This window comes from Rodentibacter ratti, assembly GCF_002000485.1.
GTDB classification, from domain to species: domain Bacteria; phylum Pseudomonadota; class Gammaproteobacteria; order Enterobacterales; family Pasteurellaceae; genus Rodentibacter; species Rodentibacter ratti.
The window spans coordinates 50,644-70,180 of sequence record NZ_MLAJ01000005.1 but is presented as its reverse complement, the minus strand read 5'-3'; the positions used below and the strand labels follow the sequence as shown (position 1 = coordinate 70,180).

Below are 19,537 nucleotides of genomic sequence, written 5' to 3'. Positions count from 1 at the left end.
TAATTCAAGAGTTATTGAAATAACAGGCGAAAATTTTTTAACAACAGTCAATGGAACAATGCTCACGGCTATTTTTACAACAATTTTGTGTCAAAAATGCGGTTAAATGTAGCATTAAGGTTAAATTGGCATAATAGCGGATAAATCTTCCTTCTTGAGTGCTATAAACTAGCTCCGCCTGACTTAAGTTTTTTAAATGAAAAGAGAGATGATTTGGGGCAAGGTTAAGTTGTTTCGCCAAATCGCCAGCTGTCATTCCTTCCGTTCCCATTGCGGATAAAGTTTGGAAAATCCCTAAACGAATGGGCGAAGAAAGGCTTTCAAATAAAAAACTGGCTTGTTCGGTATTCATAAAAAATCCCTCAATAATAGAACACAATGATAATAACCCTATTAAAGGGAAGATTTCAAGTATTGTTGAAATATCTATTTTTGAGAAAAATAAGCGGTGGGATTTTCCAACATTTTTGCAATCGCAAAATCTCGTGAAAAACCTACCGCACTTTTTAAGTTACCCAATATTATGTCGCAGTTGCACAACGTTGTTTTTTTGTTTGCCGGTAGGGACACACTGCGTGTGTCCGTGATAAAAATCAATTTATTTCAATAAGTTAAAATTCGGATACACGCAGTATGTCCCTACATTCTGTAAAATATCCGTTTGTGCATTTGCTACACAGCACCTTGATACCCTTCAATAATAAAGATCTTCGCCATCTTTACGCGTTCTTAATAATTGTAAAATCCAAACATATTGTTCTGGGGTTGGCGTGACAAAAGATTCGATTTCTTCATTCATCGCTCGGGCTGACTTTTCAGGTTCATCACTCAGCATCATAGGCGGATGAATTTCCATTTCATATTTTCCACTTTCGGCGTTATAACGAGGAAACATTGGGATCACAACAGCTCTAGCCAGTTTTGCCATTTTATTTAGTCCCGGTAATGTCGCTTTATAAGTCGCAAAAAAATCAACAAATACACTTTGTTCTGCACCAAAATCTTCATCGGGTAAGTAATATCCCATTTCCCCCTGACGAACACTGGTCAAAAAAGGCTTAATGCCATTTTGACGGGCATGCATTTTTCCGCCGAAACGCTGACGGACGATTGTCCATAGCCAATCTACCAAAGGATTGCGATGAGGGTTATACATAGAAGTCATTGGCATCCCGTGGGTATGTAAAATAATACCGGAAGCATCAATTGCCCAACCATGGGGTACCATTAAAATAATGTTATATCCCTCGGCTTTGGCTTTTTGAATATGCTCAATACCGATAAATTCACTGCGTTTTTGGAGATGTTTTTTAGAACGAATGGCAATTTCACCAATACCCAACATCACTTGAGCGACCACGGCAAACATTTCATCAATCACTTGCTCTCGTTGCTGCGTTGTCCACTTTGGAAAACAATGGCTCAAATTAATTTGGGCGCGTTTACGTTGTTTTTTTGCCTTATGCCCAATCCATACGCCCAACTTTGCCGCAAATTTATCACGCAGCCGAAAAGGCACAAATGCCAATAAAAGCAAAAAGAAAATACCAAGCCAAATACCCCAGTATTTTGGTTTTAAATAAGACCACGAAAAATGTGGTTCATAGCCCACTCGTGCCGTTAAACGAATATTTTGTTGAGAATCTGTCATACTAAAAACAGCCACGGAATTAACCGCACTTTAAATACTAAACCAACCTTGATCGTATGCCATTTTTGCGGTCATTAAAAACGACATCACCACGACCATAGGGCGAATTAAGGTTTTACCTTTCGTCATTACCATTTTGGCCCCCCAATTTGCCCCAAGAATACTTCCGATCATCATCACGATGCCTGCAGTCCACAAAATTTGTCCCCCGGCTAAGAAAAGCAAGAAGGAGGCAAAGTTTGAGGTAAAATTCATCACTTTCGCATGGGCTGTCGCTTTGGCAAGATTGAAGCCTAACAATGTAACACAAGCCAAGCTCATAATAGAACCCGTTCCCGGCCCGAAAAAGCCGTCATAGAAACCTAAAAATGGGCTAATGGCAAAACCAAAAACCACATAAGTTAAACGTTGTTTACGATCTTCATCGCCCAATTTAGGGGTAAAGAGAAAATAGAGTCCAATGGTTAAAATTAAGAATGGCAAAATTTTCTTAAACACAGATGAATCAATCAGTTGAATTAAGATTGTGCCTAAGGCCGAACCGAGAAAAACACAAAGTAAAATAAACCAAACTTCCCGTAAATTGACCGCTCTTTTACGTAAAAAATAGAGACTGGCAGAAAATGCGCCACCCATCGCTTGTAATTTATTTGTCCCCAATGCCACAGCCGGTGGAATCCCCGTCATAAGCAAGGCTGGAATGGTAATCAAGCCGCCTCCGCCTGCAATCGCATCAATAAATGCGGCAACAAATGCCACAACAAATAATATTGCTAAAATATCAACGCCCAATTCCATACCATGCACTCTATGATTTGCCTATAAAATTATTCTAACCATTCACTTCGATTTGGCGAAGTCAATATTTGTTGGCATAAAAACGGTTCAGGTGGGACAACTTTTGGCTTATTTGAGCCCGTACTTGGTTTTGCCGGTTCAAACCAAGAATAAAGTTCATCACCACATCCATCACCAGCCGGAACCGGTGCTTGATCTTCACAATGAGCCGCATCAGCAGGACATTTTAAACGAACGTGAAAATGTGAATCATGGCCAAACCAAGGGCGAATTTTGTGTAGCCAGCCCCGATCATTACCAGCTGTCTGACATAGTTTTAGTTTAATTGCCGGATTCACGAAAATACGGGTCACCCCATGATCCTGAGCGGCAAGTTTAATCAATGTGCTGTGATTACTGTTCCATATCCGATCATCAACACGCTGTGCTTTTCTATCAACCACCAATAAGCCTTTTCCATCGGAATTTAATGCGTCCGCATCAGACATTGCCCCCATGCGTAACCAGATATCTGCATCTAATCCCATTTGGTGGCTGGCATGTCCGGTCAGGAAACGCCCTCCGCCCGGCATAGCAATATCGCCCACAAGCATTGTTGGTAATCCCGCTGCTTTGGCTTTTTCTCCCAAACGTTTAAGATACTTAATCATTTCCGGGTGTCCATAATATCGGTTACGATTCATACGGATCACTTGATAACCCTCACCTTTAGCCGGTAACGCTTCAGCACCGATAATACAACCATTAGAATAACTGCCGATTGGCTTTGCTACCCCATCTTCACTTGGAATAGGACGCTTAATTTGCTGCCAGTCTTGTGGGGAAGCTTGCGTACTTAAAGAGAAAAGTGCGGTCAAAATAACCGCCGTTTTTAATGCCATTTTATTCATTTAACACAACCTACTACTTACATTGCGCCTTAAAGCGTAATAAATGATCCAACAACACAATAGCCACCATCGCTTCTGCAATAGGAACTGCACGAATCCCGACACAAGGATCGTGGCGGCCTTTCGTCACCACTTCCACGGCTTCACCAGCAAGATTCACCGAACGCCCCGGAATAGTAATACTCGACGTTGGCTTCAATGCAATGGTAGCAATAATCGGCTGACCGGAACTAATGCCACCCAAAATGCCGCCTGCATGATTGCTTTCAAACCCATTTGGGGTCATTTCATCACGATGTTGGCTACCACGTTGTTCCACCACGGCAAAACCATCGCCAATTTCCACTCCTTTCACGGCATTAATTCCCATCAAGGCATGAGCCAAATCCGCATCCAAACGATCAAATACCGGTTCACCTAAGCCTACCGGGACATTTTCAGCAATGACAGTGAGCTTTGCCCCTATGGAATCCCCTTCTTTTTTGAGTTCTCGGATCAATTCGTCAAATTTTTCAACCGCACTTTCATCCGGGCAAAAGAAAGGATTGCTCTCTACTTTTTCCCAATCGATTTTTCCTACCGTTTGTGGTGCAATTTTCACTTCGCCAATTTGACTTAAAAAACCACGAACTTCAATGCCAAATTGCTCTCGTAGGTATTTTTTGGCAATGGCGCCAGCCGCCACCCGCATAGCTGTTTCACGGGCAGAGGAACGTCCGCCACCTCGATAATCACGAATTCCGTATTTTTGTTGATAAGTAAAATCGGCGTGTCCGGGACGAAAACGATCTTTAATTTCACCATAATCTTGGGAACGTTGATCCGCATTTTTGATTATCATACCGATGCTCGTGCCAGTGGTTTTTCCCTCAAATACGCCAGATAAAATTTGCACTTCATCAGCTTCCCGACGAGCAGTGGTATAACGAGAGGTACCGGGTTTACGGCGATCTAAATCAGGCTGAATATCCGCTTCGGATAATGCCATATTGGGTGGAACACCATCTACAATACAACCGAGCGCAACACCATGAGATTCACCAAAGGTTGTCACGCGAAAAAGTTGTCCTATTGTATTACCTGCCATATTTTACCTCTCATTTTTTCTACGACTTTTTCTTAGATAATGTTGTTGCATTGACATCGACGAAAGGAATTTCTTCACCGGTATCATTATTTTTAATAAAGACATCAAGTTGATTGAATGCAATATCAATATTATTTTCAGCAAATAGTTCATTAATACGACGATTAAGCGCATCTACCGTATTAGTTCGTTCAGAAAGCTGGCCGACATAAACACGTAGCTCGTGATCTAATGTACTCGCTCCAAAAGCCAAGAACAGTGCTCGCGGCTCAGGATCTTTTAACACTGCCGGTTGCTCATTTGCCGCCTGAAGGAGTAATTTTTTCACTAATTCCAAATCTGAACCGTAAGCCACTCCAACGGTAACAACCAAACGGGTCATCGTACTAGAAAGCGCCCAGTTAATCACTTGCCCCGTCACAAAAGATTTATTAGGAACAATAACCTCTTTTCGATCAAAATCAATCAATGTAATCGCACGAATACGAATTTTAGCGACCGTGCCGCTAACTCCATTAATGGTTACCGTATCGCCCACACGAATCGGACGTTCAAACAGCAAGATAATACCGGAAACAAAATTCGCAAAAATTTCTTGCATACCGAAACCCAATCCCACTGAAAGTGCGGCAAATAACCATTGTAATTTTGACCAAGACATCCCCAGTGTAGCAAATCCCCATGCACCACCTACTGCCACAATGACATAGGTCAATAAGGTCGTAATGGTATAAGGTGTTCCCTGAGATAATTTCAAACGAGAGAAAAGTAAAACTTCCAAAATACCTGAAATATTTCTTACAAGAACATAGGTGATACCTACAATAATAAGAGCAACAAGCAAATTAAATAATGAAATACTCTCAGTGACATTTACCCCATTCACCGTAGAAATTTGTTGCCATAACGTAATATCACGTAGGTAACTTGCCACTGTCACAAGATCCGACCAGATAAAATAGAAAATTGCAAATAGTGCCGACCAAATAAACAAGTCTGCAAAGCGTAGCAACTGACTTCTTACTTCATTTAACGCTAACCCTTCTTCTTGGTCGGTAATTACAACCACATCATCTGAAGGCACACCATCATTAAATTCTTCCGATTTTTGACGGCGTTTTTCCATAAGTCGGCGATGCGCTAAGCGACGCGATGACACTGTAATACCACGATAGATGACATTGCGTAGAATAAACCAAATACACCAAGCGATATAAGAATTGATGATATGTTGGATTAAATTCAGTGCGGTATAGTAATAACCAAGAACTATCAGCAGAATTAATCCGATTGGAACCAGCTGTAATAGAATCTGAATGGTTTTTACAATCACATTATTACGTTGCGATTGATTTTCCTCATAAGCTCTAAGGGCGCGATTAAAACGTGGCGCAATAATCACCGTACAGAACATCAAGGCAATAATCGTGTTGAGCTCTCCCAATACATCATTGGCTAAACCATTATCCATCACATTACTAAATACCGATGTATTCAATAATAGAACAACTGCAATAATAATGCGTTTTACCACTCCACGGAATTTTTCCGCATCTTCTTGAGCAAACCCAAAATGGCGAACAAAAATCCCATTCGGACGGTAAATCGCAAACCACACATTGAAGAACCACCAATACCCCGCCATACGGAACGACCAATCCCAAAACTCTTGCGGATTACGGAAAAAGAAAAAACCAATCATTTGGCAGATCGCAAGAAACCAAAGCGTACCGGATAAATTCAGTAATCCCGTTAAAATCAACGCCATCGGTGTATGCCATTGGGTATCCGCACGTAAAGTATTAATTTCCCCGTTAATCATTGCCAAACGATTCTTAATGGCCGGCTTGAATTTAAAAATTGCCCCACCGATCACAATAAGAAAAAATACATAAGTCAACAACGAGGGCAAATTATCATAGGTGGTAGGGAAACCGAGGCGTTTCATCATGCCATCAAATTGTCCCTCTAATGACATTGGCAAAGCCTTCAGCCAATCCAAATTAATCGGATTATTACTTTTTACCCAGAAACTTTGTTGATCGAGCTTTGACTGAATTTGATCACTGATTTGGGTAATTTGTTGCTGCGTTAATTCTAAAGAAATCGCTAAATTTAACTGATTATTTAATGATTTAATTAGATCCGAACCCATTTTGCGACGTTCAGTGAGCAAGGTGGTTAATTGGGCTTTTTCCGCTACCGTAAAAGTTTGGCTTTCATCCGACTCCACTTTTTGAATATAAGCATCCAAATCATATAACTCATTGCGACGTTGTGTGATATCAAAAATCTGTACACGTAAATCCGCAATTTGTTTTGATAATCCCTGAATATTTAAATTTGTCGGTAATTTTTGTTTTTGCTGCTGAATAATACGGGAAAGCACAAGTGTACCCTGTAATGCACTGATCTGTTCATCAATCGTACGTTGGGTTTGTGTTAAATTATCCAACACATTACGCATTTTCAGTTCATCTTGCGTTAACGTATTTGTTTTTTCCGTTTGTTCCAGCAAAAACTTACTGAGTTGTGCATTGCGATCCAATTCCTTTTGAATGTAATCATTTTTAACCGCACTTTGCTGCTGTTGCTGCACTTGCTCAACTTTGTTTTGGCTTTGAGCAAGATTTTTCTGATTAATCGCCTCCTGAATGGCTGAAATCTGTTGTTGCTGAACTTGTTGCTTAACATTGAGTAAGTCATATCGACTTTTGTAAAGTAAGGAAAGTTGATCGCTATTTTTCAGCAAAGTTTGATTATAAGCATTTTTTAGCTCAATCAGTTGCAATTCCAACTGATATTGTTGTTGCAAAGACGTACTTATCGTATGCTCAGAAAGTTGCTGGTTTAAAGTTTGCGTGCGTCTTAGGTTATCCGTTAGTGCAGTTTGGGCGCGTTCTGAAACACCACTTTGCCCCACCATTAAAGTATTTGCCACACTTAATGCCGTTTGGCTTTCTTGTTGTTGATTACTCAGTTTTTCCAGTTCAACTTGCAAATTCTCCAAAGAAACCGATGCGTAATCCTCCACGTTGGTTTGATTCAAGTTTTTCTTAAGATTTTGCAAATCCGTATTATTTTTTTGGATCTCCGCATCCGCACGGCTAAGCGTACTATCTAAATCATCATTATTTTTTTGCTGACTTTGTATTTGTTGTAACAGATCAAGTGAAGTTTGCAATTCACTAACACGTGATTTTTTGGCTTCCGCATCGTCAATTTTTTGTGCTGCTGCCAAATCTGCTTTTAGACTCTGTTCTGTTGGTAATGAGGTTTGCTCAACCGCAATAACAGGCTGTAAAAGCGTAACGCCCATGATACAAGCGATTGAAAGAGCAGTTAAAAAACGAGGTAATTTCATAATTTTCCTATTTATTTTGTTCTTGACACGCCAGCCACTGCGCTAACGCTTTACGTGAAATTTTAATCGCCCCTTTTTGTATTCCTTGAGGCAACGGGTAATAAGCGATCGGGTGTTTAAATCGCGCTAAACGCCCTTGTAAAAAAATACGCAGTTTTTCGACCGCACTTTCCGTGAAGTGTTCATAAAATTCAAGTATTGCGATAGGTCTTGAACCAAACTCTGAGTCCTTCTTGGGTAATACAAACACTTGTTTCACCAAATTAGATTGTAAGATTACGCCTTCAATTTCTTCCGGCTGAATATTTTCTCCACCGGAAATAAACATATTATCTAAACGCCCCACCACTACTAATTCATTATTTTGCCAAACGCCTTTATCTTTTGTTGGCAACCAACCTTGTTCATTGGTGATAGAAAGAATTTCACCCTTTTTCCAATAACCTAATGCCAGCCCGGCACCTTTCAACCAAATTTCTTCATTCACCAGTTGAAATTCACGACCTAACAGCGGTTGCCCTACGCCGGACAAATTATCCGATAATTTCGCAAAGATCGTTGATGCCATTTCCGTCATGCCATATCCGCTATAAGAAGAAATGCCATATTGCTGAATAGCTTGGGTTAATTCCACCGGAATATGCGCTCCCCCCAATAAAATATGCTTCGTTTTAAAACTCGCTTGGGGATGCTGCGCAAGATAATCAAGCAATCGTTGGAGCTGCGTTGGTACTAATGATACATGGGTTGTTTGTAACAACGATTCATAAAAATCACTTTGCGAAAAATGCAATTCTGCACCGCAAAGCAGCCAACGCCACACAATACCCTGTCCGGATACATGGTACAACGGTAATGATAATAGCCATGATTGTGAGGAATCAAAATTCATTAATTGACACACACCACGGGCATTATCCAAATGTGCCTGCATATGATGTACCACCGCTTTAGGCAAGCCGCTTGAGCCGGAAGTCAGCGTCATCGTCGCCGGGCGAAAAAAATCCGCCTCATAAGGCAATACGGCTGATAAAGATCCATTTGAAATGCTTAATAAATCTTTATCAAACAAACATAAATCAATGGCATACTCATGGCATAATTTATGGATTTTTTCTTGTGGAAATGCAGGATTTAAACCTAGAATTTTGGCGCCAATCTGAATTGTCGCAAGATAAAGAAAAAGGATCGATTCAGAATTTTTGCCGCAAAAAGCGACCGCACTTTCCGATGTGATACCTCTATTTTGTAAAAACACAGCGGTTTGATTAATTTTTTGCCCGATCTCCCCCCAAGTAAAAACATCACCTTGCGATGAACGCAAGGCGATTTTCTCACAATATTGAGGATCATTGGCAAAGGCTTGCCAAGGAAAAAGTTTAGTTACTGACAAAATAGGTACGCACTTCATCAATCAGGCTTTCCGGCAAATCCATGGATTGCATCGCCCCTTCCAGCATGAGCATTTTTCTACCGCTATTGGTATTGGTAATAACCCAATAAGGCGTATCCGGAATTTGTTTCGGTTTGGTGTGATTACCTGCCATCAATAACGTGCCTTCATCACGCGCAAAATAAACGCGGGTACGACCTTGTAGAGATTCGGTTGCCTGTGCAAAACTTTCCGGGTTAGTACGATAAAGCACGCGCAAAATAGCTAAAAAACGCACAACTGCTTTTGTTTCTTCTTTAAATTCCGAAGAATTTAATAAAGCACGAACTTTATCTGTCATTTGACTAATCGCCGTCTCAGACTGCTTTCTAGCAGTTTTCAACACGGCCGGTTCAAGGGCTTTTGGTGCCGATTCAGCTTGGATTTGAGAGATATTTTCCGATTTCGTCTCTTTCGGCAAAACGACATCAGATTTGACCGCACTTTTATTCGCCTCATCAAAAGAAACAAAATCTAACGTACTATTCGGGTTAGCGGGTAAATTCAGCAAACGGCGAAGAATATCGGAAGCACTTTCACCAATGGATTGAGTTTGTTTCGCAATGTATTGGTATAATTCTTCATCGACTTCAATGATCTTCATTTTTATTTCTCCCTTTGCTAAAATTTTTGCCCATTATAACGATTTCTCAACTAATTCTCACGCGAAAATTATGCCTGGCTCTCAATTATTAAATTATCAATTTCATCAAACAGAACAAACAATTAATCACCCAACCTTGGTATTTATTCATGGCTTATTTGGCGATATGAATAATCTTGGTGTTATCGCCCGAGCATTCAGTGACGATTACGATATCCTACGTGTTGATTTGCGTAATCACGGGAGAAGTTTTCATGCAGAATTAATGAATTATGAACTCATGGCGGAAGATCTCTTCAGGCTTATCCAACACCTTAACTTGAAAAAAGTCATTTTGATTGGTCACTCCATGGGGGGGAAAACAGCGATGAAATTCACCACACTTCATCCTGAAATTGTTGAAAAATTGATTGTCATTGATATTGCGCCGCTTCCTTACGGCAAGCAAGGTCATCAAGATGTGTTTAGAGGCTTGTTCGCCGTGAAACAGGCTAAACCCCAAACACGTCAACAGGCAAAACAAATTCTAGAACAAGAAATTAATGATCCAAGCGTAATTCAATTTATGTTGAAATCCTTTGAACCCGATTCCCCTGAATTTTTTCGTTTTAATTTGACCGCACTTTTCAATAATTACAACCACTTAATGGATTGGCAAAATGTTAATGTGATGGTGCCAAGTTTATTTATTAAAGGTGGGGATTCCCCTTATATTAAACCAGAAGACGCACAATACATTTTACAGCAATTTCCTAACGCCACATCCTTCACTATAAACGGCTGCGGACATTGGGTTCATGCGGAAAAACCGGACTTTGTTATTCGTGCTATTAATAGGTTTCTAAGTAAGAATTAATCGGTTTAAATGAGAACGGGTTTATGGTATAGTTTGCGCAAATTTTATTTGTTTAAACGTTTAAATTAAAAGGAAAGAAAAATGGCAGTAGTGGGCCTATTTTATGGTAGCGACACAGGCAATACCGAAAATATCGCAAAAATGATTCAAAAACAATTGGGTAATGATTTAGTTGATATTCGTGACATCGCAAAAACCTCAAAAGAAGATATTGAAGCCTACGATTTCTTACTTTTCGGGATTCCGACTTGGTATTACGGTGAATCCCAAGCAGATTGGGACGATTTTTTCCCAACTTTAGAAGAAATTGATTTCACAGATAAATTAGTGGCGATTTTCGGTTGTGGCGACCAAGAAGACTACGCAGATTATTTCTGTGATGCAATTGGTACGATACGCGATATTGTAGAGCCTCGCGGTGCAATCATTGTAGGAAACTGGCCAACTGAAGGCTATACATTTGAAGCCTCAAAAGCCCTATTAGAAGACGGCACTTTTATCGGTTTATGTATTGATGAAGATCGTCAACCTGAACTCACTGCTGAACGCGTTGAAAAATGGTGTAAACAAATTTATGAAGAAATGTGTTTAGCCGAGCTCGCTTAACTATCATAAAAAGGAAACTTTATGTCTGAAGAAAATATTAAATTGCTTAAAAAAGCTGGCTTAAAAATTACTGAGCCTCGTTTGACTATTTTAGCTTTAATGCAAAATCACAAAAACGAACATTTTTCTGCAGAAGATGTATATAAAATTTTGTTAGAACAAAACAGTGAGATTGGTCTTGCCACAGTTTACCGTGTACTTAACCAATTTGACGAAGCGCATATTTTAATTCGTCATAATTTTGAAGGAAATAAATCGGTTTTTGAACTTGCGCCGACAGAACATCATGACCATATTATTTGTGAAGACTGTGGTAAAGTATTCGAATTTTCCGACAACCTTATTGAGCAACGCCAAAAAGAGATTAGCGAACAATACGGCATTAAATTAAAAGCCCATAGCTTGTATCTTTACGGAAAATGCAGTGATATTGAAACATGCGAAGAAATTGTTAAAAAAGATGCAAAATAATCCTTAAAAATTCCCCGCTTAATAATGAAGCGGGGAATTTTTTTGATATGTTATTACTCAGCTTCCACTTTTCTCCATAGATGCTTACTATAGATCGCACTAATAGAATTTTTCTTTACCCCCATTACGGAAGAAGAGATATAAACAGGTGTCGTATATTGAAACAGTGGCAATACTAAATTTTCCTGTTGAATGATTTCACTTAATTTTAAATAAATTTCTGACCGCTCTTTTTCTGATACACTTTTCAATGCCTGTTCAAACAGCTGATCGTAATTTGCATTGCTATAACCACTCTTATTGTCCGGACTTTTTGAATAAAATAAGCCTAAAAATGCCATAGGATGATTAAAATCAGCACACCATCCGGAACGAATTAACTGAAAATCACCTTTGTTCCTTTTTTCCTGTAATTGTGGCCAACTCATCGGCTCACCCTCTACACGCAATAAATCTGACTCTGATAATTGTCTCGCCAAACGATTCGCAATATTTTGATGCAATGAAATATCGTCATAAGCCAATCGTAAAGCCAGCGGTTGCTTTTCTGTAATCTCGCTTTGAGCCAACAACTGCTCTGCCAACACCGGCTCCCAACGTGAATCTTGCCCTTGTAACATGGCTTTTGGTAAAAAATAAGAACTTGGAATTGCATTAGGCATTTCATTATTCGTGATACCGGTAACGGAAATAAGAGAAGCTATCGCTTTCCGAATTAAAGGATTAGTCAACTTCGGATCACGTAAATTAAATTCGTAAAAATAGCCGCATAGTTGAGGAAAATATTGTATGTTTTCCGTTTTTTCCGATGAAGACCAAATAATATCCCATTCAGCAAGAGGTTTAGTATCATAAGGAACATAATCCACTTGTTTAAATGACATGCTATCCTTTTGCCAATAATGCGGATTTTTCACCAGATGAACCCCTTTTTCATCACGCAATGAAAGCATATATGCACCATTTGATACAGATAAATTCAAATCACGATATTGTGGCAATAACGCAATATGCGCCAACATCTCGGGTAAATAAGGGGTAGGTTTATCCAACGTTATGAGCAAAGTGCGGTCATTTTCAGCAGAAATGCCCAAATTTGTTAAGGGCTGCTTTTTTTCCAAAACAGCTTTCGCACCTTTCAAATTTAAATATAGCAAATAAGATTTAAGCGGGCTTTCAGACTGAGAGAGGGCTTGCCAAGAAAGAACAAAATCCTGTGCAGTTAAAGGTGTGCCATTTGACCACTTCAAGCCTTCACGCAAAATAAATGTCCAATTTTTATTATCTTGAGTTTTCCAACTTTCCGCCACTGCAGGAATAATATTACCTTGTGCATCATAAGCCGTTAATCCTTCAAACAAATCTCGAATAAGGGAAAACTGTTCTTCCTCCTTCACTTGCCAAGGATCTAAAACGGCAACCGATTTTATGCTGCGTACAAGTTTCTCTCGATTATTTTGTACCTGCGGTTTTTCTATTGAAATTGTGGGTTCGGGTTGATGTTGAGGTGGTTTTGGATTCTGTGACTGATTGTTATCACACCCATTCAGCGCAAAAATAGCAGAAAAAATAACCGCACTTTTCAAATTTACAGAGAAAAAATTACTCATTACTTATCTCTTCTCTTTGAATAGGATCAACTTCCGATTCTTCCTCAGTTTTAATCCAAAATAAGAAAAACCAATATTTCACAACAATTAATGCGGCAATAATACTTCTGCCAACAATACTTGGAGTAAAGTAAAAACCAATTAATAGCATTGAACTGGCAAATGCCAAAATAACCATTTTTGTTTTTTTACTCATCGCTCGACGTTCATTAAATGATTTCAAATGTTTTTGGTATATAGAAGTGCTAAGAAACCAGATTTCCAAACGTTTTGAACCTTTCGCAAAGAAAAATAGGGTCAATAAAAGAAACGGTGTTGTTGGCAAAAGTGGAAGAAAAATCCCCACAATCCCAAGAGCAAGAGAAATAAAACCCAACAAAATATAAATGTACTTCATCGCATCCCCAAATCATTTAAATACGAGCCATTATTGCTGATTTTTTAGATTTTTCAACCTTGATATTATAGAATTCGCCGTCATATACAGAACAGTTTAAAAAAGGAAATATCTATGTCAAATCCATTACTTCACATTCAAGGCTTACCGCCTTTTTCACAAATCAAACCCGAACATATTCAACCTGCCGTAGAAAAACTCATTCAAGATTGCCGTGATACGATAGAACAGGTCTTAAATCAACCGCACTTTACTTGGGAAAATTTCATTTTACCTTTAACGGAAGCCAGCGATAGTCTAAGCCGTGCTTGGTCGCCGGTTTCCCATTTAAATTCGGTCAAAAACAGCCCTGAGTTACGGGAAGCTTATCAGGCTTGTTTACCTCTACTTTCCGAATACAGCACTTGGGTAGGACAGCACAAAGGACTTTACAATGCCTATTTCGCGCTCAAAAATAGCCCTGAATTTGCCGATTACTCTGTGGCACAAAAAAAATCCATTGAAAATGCCTTACGGGATTTCGATCTTTCCGGTATTGCGTTACCTGAAGAAAAACAAAAACGCTATGGCGAAATTTCATCACGGTTATCCGAACTCAGCTCACAATTCAGCAATAATGTGTTAGATGCCACGATGGGTTGGGAAAAAGTCATTGAAGATGAAGCAGAATTGAAAGGACTTCCCGAATCCGCATTACAAGCGGCAAAACAATCCGCCGAAAGCAAAGGGTTAAAGGGTTATCGTTTTACCCTTGAAATTCCAAGCTATTTGCCGATTATGACTTACTGCGAAAACCAAGCATTACGCGAAGAAATGTACCGTGCTTATGCAACTCGTGCCTCAGAGCAAGGCCCGAATGCCGGCAAATGGGATAACAGTAAAATCATGGAAGAAATTCTCACTTTGCGGATAGAATTGGCAAAATTACTGGGCTTTACCACTTATACCGAACTCTCTCTTGCTACTAAAATGGCAGAAAATCCGCAACAAGTGTTAGATTTCTTAGATAATTTGGCAAAACGTGCAAAACCACAGGGTGAAAAAGAACTGGCGGAACTTAAAGCCTATTGTGAACAAGAATTTGGTGTCACAAATCTTGAGCCTTGGGATATTGCTTTTTACAGCGAAAAACAAAAACAACATCTCTACGCTATCAATGATGAGGAGTTACGCCCTTATTTCCCTGAAGATCGTGTGCTATCCGGTTTATTTGAACTGATTAAGCGCATTTTCAACATTCATGCGGTAGAGCGTTTTGATGTGGATACTTGGCACAAAGATGTGCGTTTCTTTGATCTGATTGATGAAAAAGATCAGTTACGTGGCAGTTTTTATCTCGACCTCTATGTTCGTGAAAACAAACGTGGCGGGGCATGGATGGATGATTGCATCGGTAGAAAACGTAAACTTAACGGTTCTATCCAAACGCCGGTGGCCTATTTAACCTGTAATTTTAATGCCCCAGTCGGTGATAAACCGGCATTATTTACCCATGATGAAGTCACTACCCTTTTCCACGAATTCGGACACGGCATTCATCATATGCTCACACAAATTGATGTATCTGATGTGGCTGGTATTAATGGTGTACCTTGGGATGCCGTGGAATTACCAAGTCAATTTATGGAAAATTGGTGCTGGGAACAAGAGGCATTGGCATTTATTTCCGGTCATTATGAAACAGGTGAACCTTTGCCAAAAGAGAAATTAGCCCAATTACTAAAAGCGAAAAACTTCCAAGCTGCAATGTTTGTTTTACGCCAACTGGAATTTGGCATTTTTGATTTCCGTTTGCATCACACCTTTGATCCGGAAAAACTGAATCAAATTCTTGATACCCTCAAAGCGGTAAAATCACAAGTTGCCGTCATTAAAGGGGTAGATTGGGCAAGAACGCCTCACAGCTTCAGCCATATTTTTGCAGGCGGTTACGCTGCTGGCTATTACAGTTATTTGTGGGCGGAAGTGCTCTCCGCCGACGCCTACTCACGATTTGAGGAAGAAGGTATTTTTAACCCAATCACAGGAAAATCTTTCCTCGATGAAATCTTAACCCGTGGCGGTTCAGAAGAACCAATGGAACTGTTCAAACGCTTCCGTGGGCGTGAACCACAGTTAGATGCCCTGTTAAGACATAAAGGTATCGCCAATTAATCATAACCAAAAGCCCTGAAAATTCAGGGCTTTTTTATAGGTAAAGTGCGGTCATTTTTTAATGTATTTTTTGAATTGTACTTGAGCTATTTCCAAATTCAATACAAAAAATCGCACGATATTGCTACCGTGCGATTTTCCTTTTGATTAGTCCATTTGATTAACCATTGTAACGTTTGAAGATTAACGTCGCATTCGTACCACCAAAACCGAAGCTGTTTGACATCACCGTTTGCAAGCCGGCATTTTCTTTGGTTTCTGTCACGATATTGCAACCTTCCGCTGCTTCATCCAAGGTTTCAATGTTAATGCTTGGTGCGATAAAATCATTATCTAGCATTAATAAAGTATAAATCGCTTCGTGGGCGCCCGCTGCGCCTAAGGAGTGACCGGTCATAGATTTTGTCGATGAAATTGCCGGCACATTGGCACCAAATACATTTTTGATTGCGCCTAATTCTTTCACGTCTCCCACCGGTGTTGAAGTGCCGTGAACATTAATATAATCAATTGGCGTATCCACTGTTGCCATAGCTTGTTTCATACAGCGTTCTGCCCCTTCACCGCTTGGCGCAACCATATCGTAACCATCAGAAGTCGCACCATAACCTACGATTTCCGCATAAATTTTTGCACCGCGAGCAAGGGCGTGTTCTAATTCTTCCACCACCACAACAGCACCGCCACCGGCAATCACGAAACCATCACGGTTCGCATCATAAGCTCGGGAGGCTTTTTCCGGTGTATCATTATATTTTGTGGAAACCGCACCCATCGCATCAAATTCTGTGGCACATTCCCAAGATAATTCTTCCGCACCGCCTGCAAACACAACATCTTGTTTGCCTAATTGGATTAACTCTAAGGCATGACCAATACAATGTGCCGACGTTGCACAAGCGGAACTAATCGAGTAGCTCACACCACGGATTTTGTAAGGTGTGGCAAGACAGGCAGAAACACTGGATGCCATGGTTTTCGTTACAGCATAAGGCCCGATTGCTTTGACGCCACGCGGCCCACGCACCGCATCACAAGCTACTAACTGATTATGCGCAGAGCCTGTACCTGCACCGATAACCAAGCCCGTGCGATCATTGGAAACCTGCTCTTCGGTTAACCCCGCATCTTCAATAGCTTCACGCATAGAAAGGTAAGCATAAGCCGCCGCATCACCCATAAAACGATATACTTTACGATCAATATGCTCACTTGGATCCAATTTAATTGTTCCCGCAACGTGACTACGCATTTTCATTTCAACGAATTCAGGCACCACTTCAATACCCGATTTTCCTGCTTTTAACGATGCAAGCACTTCTTGTTTATTGTTACCGATACTGGAGATAATACCAAAGCCTGTAATGACAGCTCTTTTCATTGCTTCTTCCTTTTTGTTTCATATGTCAAAATAACGGCTCAAAACTACTACGAAATAAAAATATTTCAAGCAATAATTTATTTGTTCGACCAGTTAGAGGCTACCAAACCCTATACCGACAACAAATTTCAATAAGCCGGAAAATTCCGTTATTATAAGTCAATTCGATCATGCAAGAAAGGAATAAAAATGTTCAATGTTCAGTATGCTGACATTCATTTTAATGAAGAAAATACGCCTATTTCCAATAAATTTGACGATGTTTATTTCTCCAATCAGGATGGATTGGCTGAAACGGATTATGTGTTTTTACAAGGTAATCAATTATGGGAACGTTGGCTCACTTATGAAAATGCTCATTTTGTGATTGCGGAAACCGGCTTCGGCACAGGGTTAAACTTTTTTGCCGTCACCACATTATTCCGACAATTTCGTCGGCAATTTCAACATTCACCATTAAAGCGGCTCTATTTTATTTCCTTTGAAAAATATCCGCTAAAACCAACCGCACTTCAGCAAGCGCATTCAGTCTATCCGCAATTTGCTGAACTCAGCGGACAGTTACAAAACTACTGGCAATCACCGATTAAAGGTTGCCAACGCATTCATTTTGATGAAACCACCCTTGATTTATGGTTTGGAGATGTGGCTGAAAATTTACCGCAACTTGGTGATTATATGAACGAACGTATTGACGCTTGGTTTTTAGATGGTTTCGCTCCCAGCAAAAATCCCGATATGTGGAACGAAAACTTATATCAGCAAATGTATCGTTTCACCAAACCCATGGGAACTTTCGCCACGTTTACCGCGGCAAGTGCGGTCAGAAAAGGGCTAGAATTCGTCGGGTTTGAGGTCACCAAACGTAAAGGGTTTGGCAAAAAACGGGAATGCCTAAGCGGGCAAAAAACACAGCCAAAACCGACCGCACTTTTATCCCCTTGGTATTTGCCTCAAGCAGCGAATATGAAAAAACAAGATATTGCGATTATTGGCGGAGGGATTGCCTCACTCTGCACTGCCATTTCATTACTTCAGCGTGGTGCTAACATCACCCTTTATTGTGAGGATGAACAACCTGCACTCAATGCCTCCGGCAATAAACAAGGGGCGTTTTATCCTCAACTGAGCGATGACAATCCCCTCACCATCCATTTTTATCTTCACGCCTTTTCCTATGGCAAACAATTGCTTGATTGGGCGATAAAGCAAGGCATTGAATTTGAACACGAATTTTGTGGTGTGGCGTTATGCGCCTATAACGACAAAAGTGCGACCAAATTGGAAAAAATTTCCCAATTAGGTTTGCCGAATGAAATCTTTGAAATGCTGGATACTGAGGCATTAAGTGAAAAAGTCGGCTTACCCCTTTCTTGCGGAGGGGGATTTATTTCCCAAGGTGCTTGGCTTGCCCCTCGCCAATTTGTACAAAATACCTTTGCTTTGCTTAAAAAATGTGGCGTGAAAATCAAAACTTCGCAAAAAATTACCGCACTTTCCCCCACCCAATTCGGTTGGCAACTGCACCATTCCCCAAAAGATAGCACAGAACATGAGGTGGTGATTCTTGCCAATGGCTATAAAATCACAGAGTTTGTCCAAACGGAAAAATTGCTACTTTACCCGATTCGTGGGCAAGTCAGCCAAATCCCCACTTCTGAAAATTTATTAAAACTGAAATCCGTACTTTGCTACGATGGCTATCTCACACCAGCAGATCAAGCCAAAAGTAGCCACTGTATTGGTGCAAGCCATCTCCGTGATAATACGGATCGAGCTTTTAGTGAACAAGAACAACGGGAAAACCAACAAAAACTCCAACAAAATATTTCACAAAGTTGGACGCAAGAGGTGGATACCTCAGGCAATCTTGCCCGAACAGGTATCCGCTGTTCCGTGCGTGATCTCGCCCCAATGGTGGGAAATGTACCAAACTTTGCCCAACAGAGCGAAGATTACCAGAATCTCTTTAACCTCCGTCGTCGCAAACAACCGATTCCAAGTGCGGTCAATTTCCCCAATCTTTTTCTCTGTGCCGCATTAGGATCTCGTGGGCTCACCTCCGCCCCTTTACTTGGCGAAACTTTGGCTTCATTAATTTATGGCGAACCTTTGCCTTTAGGGGAAAATATTCTACAAAATCTATCCGCCAACCGTTCTTGGGTGAGAAAATGGTTGAAGGGGGCGGAAGTGAAATAAGTCTTTTCTTCCCTTCTAAAAGCCTATCTTCCAAATG

General features: G+C 40.3%; 16 protein-coding genes. 5 read left to right on the top strand and 11 right to left on the bottom strand.

Going from position 1 to position 19,537, the window contains the following annotated elements; genetic code table 11:
* Nucleotides 1-37: 37 nt before the first annotated feature.
* The 8 genes from BKG94_RS05320 to seqA all read right to left on the bottom strand — a co-directional run bounded on the left by BKG94_RS05320 (nucleotide 38) and on the right by seqA (nucleotide 9,826).
* On the bottom strand, nucleotides 38-352 hold the full coding sequence (locus tag BKG94_RS05320; RefSeq protein ID WP_077434952.1) for an ArsR/SmtB family transcription factor: 315 nt from the start codon (nucleotides 350-352) through the stop codon (nucleotides 38-40).
* Between the two features lie 342 nt (nucleotides 353-694).
* A complete protein-coding gene (gene lpxM / locus BKG94_RS05315; protein WP_077434950.1) occupies nucleotides 695-1,651 on the bottom strand; it encodes a lauroyl-Kdo(2)-lipid IV(A) myristoyltransferase in 957 nt (318 codons plus the stop codon).
* A 30-nt stretch (nucleotides 1,652-1,681) separates the two neighbouring features.
* Entirely contained in the window at nucleotides 1,682-2,449 is a 768-nt protein-coding gene (locus BKG94_RS05310; protein ID WP_077434948.1) for a TSUP family transporter, read from the bottom strand.
* A 29-nt stretch (nucleotides 2,450-2,478) separates the two neighbouring features.
* The gene (gene mepA, locus BKG94_RS05305) at nucleotides 2,479-3,339 is read right to left on the bottom strand and encodes a penicillin-insensitive murein endopeptidase (protein WP_077434946.1); all 861 of its coding nucleotides are present in this window, start codon (nucleotides 3,337-3,339) and stop codon (nucleotides 2,479-2,481) included.
* Between the two features lie 13 nt (nucleotides 3,340-3,352).
* Nucleotides 3,353-4,426 carry a chorismate synthase gene (aroC, locus tag BKG94_RS05300; RefSeq protein WP_077434944.1) on the bottom strand — a complete coding sequence of 358 codons (1,074 nt, stop codon included), beginning with the start codon at nucleotides 4,424-4,426 and terminating at the stop codon, nucleotides 3,353-3,355.
* A 19-nt stretch (nucleotides 4,427-4,445) separates the two neighbouring features.
* On the bottom strand, nucleotides 4,446-7,790 hold the full coding sequence (mscK, locus tag BKG94_RS05295; RefSeq protein ID WP_077434942.1) for a mechanosensitive channel MscK: 3,345 nt from the start codon (nucleotides 7,788-7,790) through the stop codon (nucleotides 4,446-4,448).
* A gap of 7 nt (nucleotides 7,791-7,797) precedes the next feature.
* Nucleotides 7,798-9,201: an o-succinylbenzoate--CoA ligase gene (gene menE / locus BKG94_RS05290; RefSeq protein ID WP_077434940.1), complete on the bottom strand. Its 1,404-nt coding sequence runs from the start codon at nucleotides 9,199-9,201 to the stop codon at nucleotides 7,798-7,800.
* Nucleotides 9,170-9,826 carry a replication initiation negative regulator SeqA gene (gene seqA / locus BKG94_RS05285; RefSeq protein ID WP_077434938.1) on the bottom strand — a complete coding sequence of 219 codons (657 nt, stop codon included), beginning with the start codon at nucleotides 9,824-9,826 and terminating at the stop codon, nucleotides 9,170-9,172. Before seqA ends, menE begins: the two co-directional genes overlap by 32 nt.
* 70 nt (nucleotides 9,827-9,896) lie before the next feature.
* Between seqA and BKG94_RS05280 the strand changes: the two genes are divergently transcribed.
* From BKG94_RS05280 to fur, 3 genes are all read left to right on the top strand, one after another.
* Nucleotides 9,897-10,682, top strand: coding sequence for an alpha/beta fold hydrolase (locus BKG94_RS05280; RefSeq protein WP_077435407.1), 786 nt, complete (start codon nucleotides 9,897-9,899; stop codon nucleotides 10,680-10,682).
* Between the two features lie 81 nt (nucleotides 10,683-10,763).
* Nucleotides 10,764-11,288 carry a flavodoxin FldA gene (gene fldA, locus BKG94_RS05275; protein WP_077434936.1) on the top strand — a complete coding sequence of 175 codons (525 nt, stop codon included), beginning with the start codon at nucleotides 10,764-10,766 and terminating at the stop codon, nucleotides 11,286-11,288.
* 21 nt (nucleotides 11,289-11,309) lie between these two features.
* Nucleotides 11,310-11,759, top strand: coding sequence for a ferric iron uptake transcriptional regulator (gene fur / locus BKG94_RS05270; RefSeq protein ID WP_077434934.1), 450 nt, complete (start codon nucleotides 11,310-11,312; stop codon nucleotides 11,757-11,759).
* A gap of 53 nt (nucleotides 11,760-11,812) precedes the next feature.
* On the opposite strand, the gene BKG94_RS05265 is transcribed toward fur, so the two are convergent.
* Both BKG94_RS05265 and BKG94_RS05260 read right to left on the bottom strand, forming a co-directional pair.
* Entirely contained in the window at nucleotides 11,813-13,369 is a 1,557-nt protein-coding gene (locus BKG94_RS05265; protein ID WP_077434932.1) for a peptide ABC transporter substrate-binding protein, read from the bottom strand.
* Nucleotides 13,362-13,766 (bottom strand): YbaN family protein, encoded by a 405-nt coding sequence (locus BKG94_RS05260; protein WP_077434930.1) that lies wholly within the window; start codon nucleotides 13,764-13,766, stop codon nucleotides 13,362-13,364. Before BKG94_RS05260 ends, BKG94_RS05265 begins: the two co-directional genes overlap by 8 nt.
* A gap of 114 nt (nucleotides 13,767-13,880) precedes the next feature.
* On the opposite strand from BKG94_RS05260, the gene prlC reads away from it, so the two are divergent.
* Nucleotides 13,881-15,920, top strand: coding sequence for an oligopeptidase A (prlC, locus tag BKG94_RS05255; RefSeq protein WP_077434928.1), 2,040 nt, complete (start codon nucleotides 13,881-13,883; stop codon nucleotides 15,918-15,920).
* A 160-nt stretch (nucleotides 15,921-16,080) separates the two neighbouring features.
* Here the strand turns inward: prlC and fabB are convergent, their stop codons facing one another.
* Complete coding sequence (gene fabB / locus BKG94_RS05250; protein WP_077434926.1) at nucleotides 16,081-17,301, bottom strand: beta-ketoacyl-ACP synthase I; 1,221 nt, start codon at nucleotides 17,299-17,301, stop codon at nucleotides 16,081-16,083.
* 189 nt (nucleotides 17,302-17,490) lie between these two features.
* On the opposite strand from fabB, the gene mnmC reads away from it, so the two are divergent.
* On the top strand, nucleotides 17,491-19,500 hold the full coding sequence (gene mnmC, locus BKG94_RS05245) for a bifunctional tRNA (5-methylaminomethyl-2-thiouridine)(34)-methyltransferase MnmC2/FAD-dependent 5-carboxymethylaminomethyl-2-thiouridine(34) oxidoreductase MnmC1 (RefSeq protein ID WP_077434924.1): 2,010 nt from the start codon (nucleotides 17,491-17,493) through the stop codon (nucleotides 19,498-19,500).
* Nucleotides 19,501-19,537: the final 37 nt, after the last annotated feature.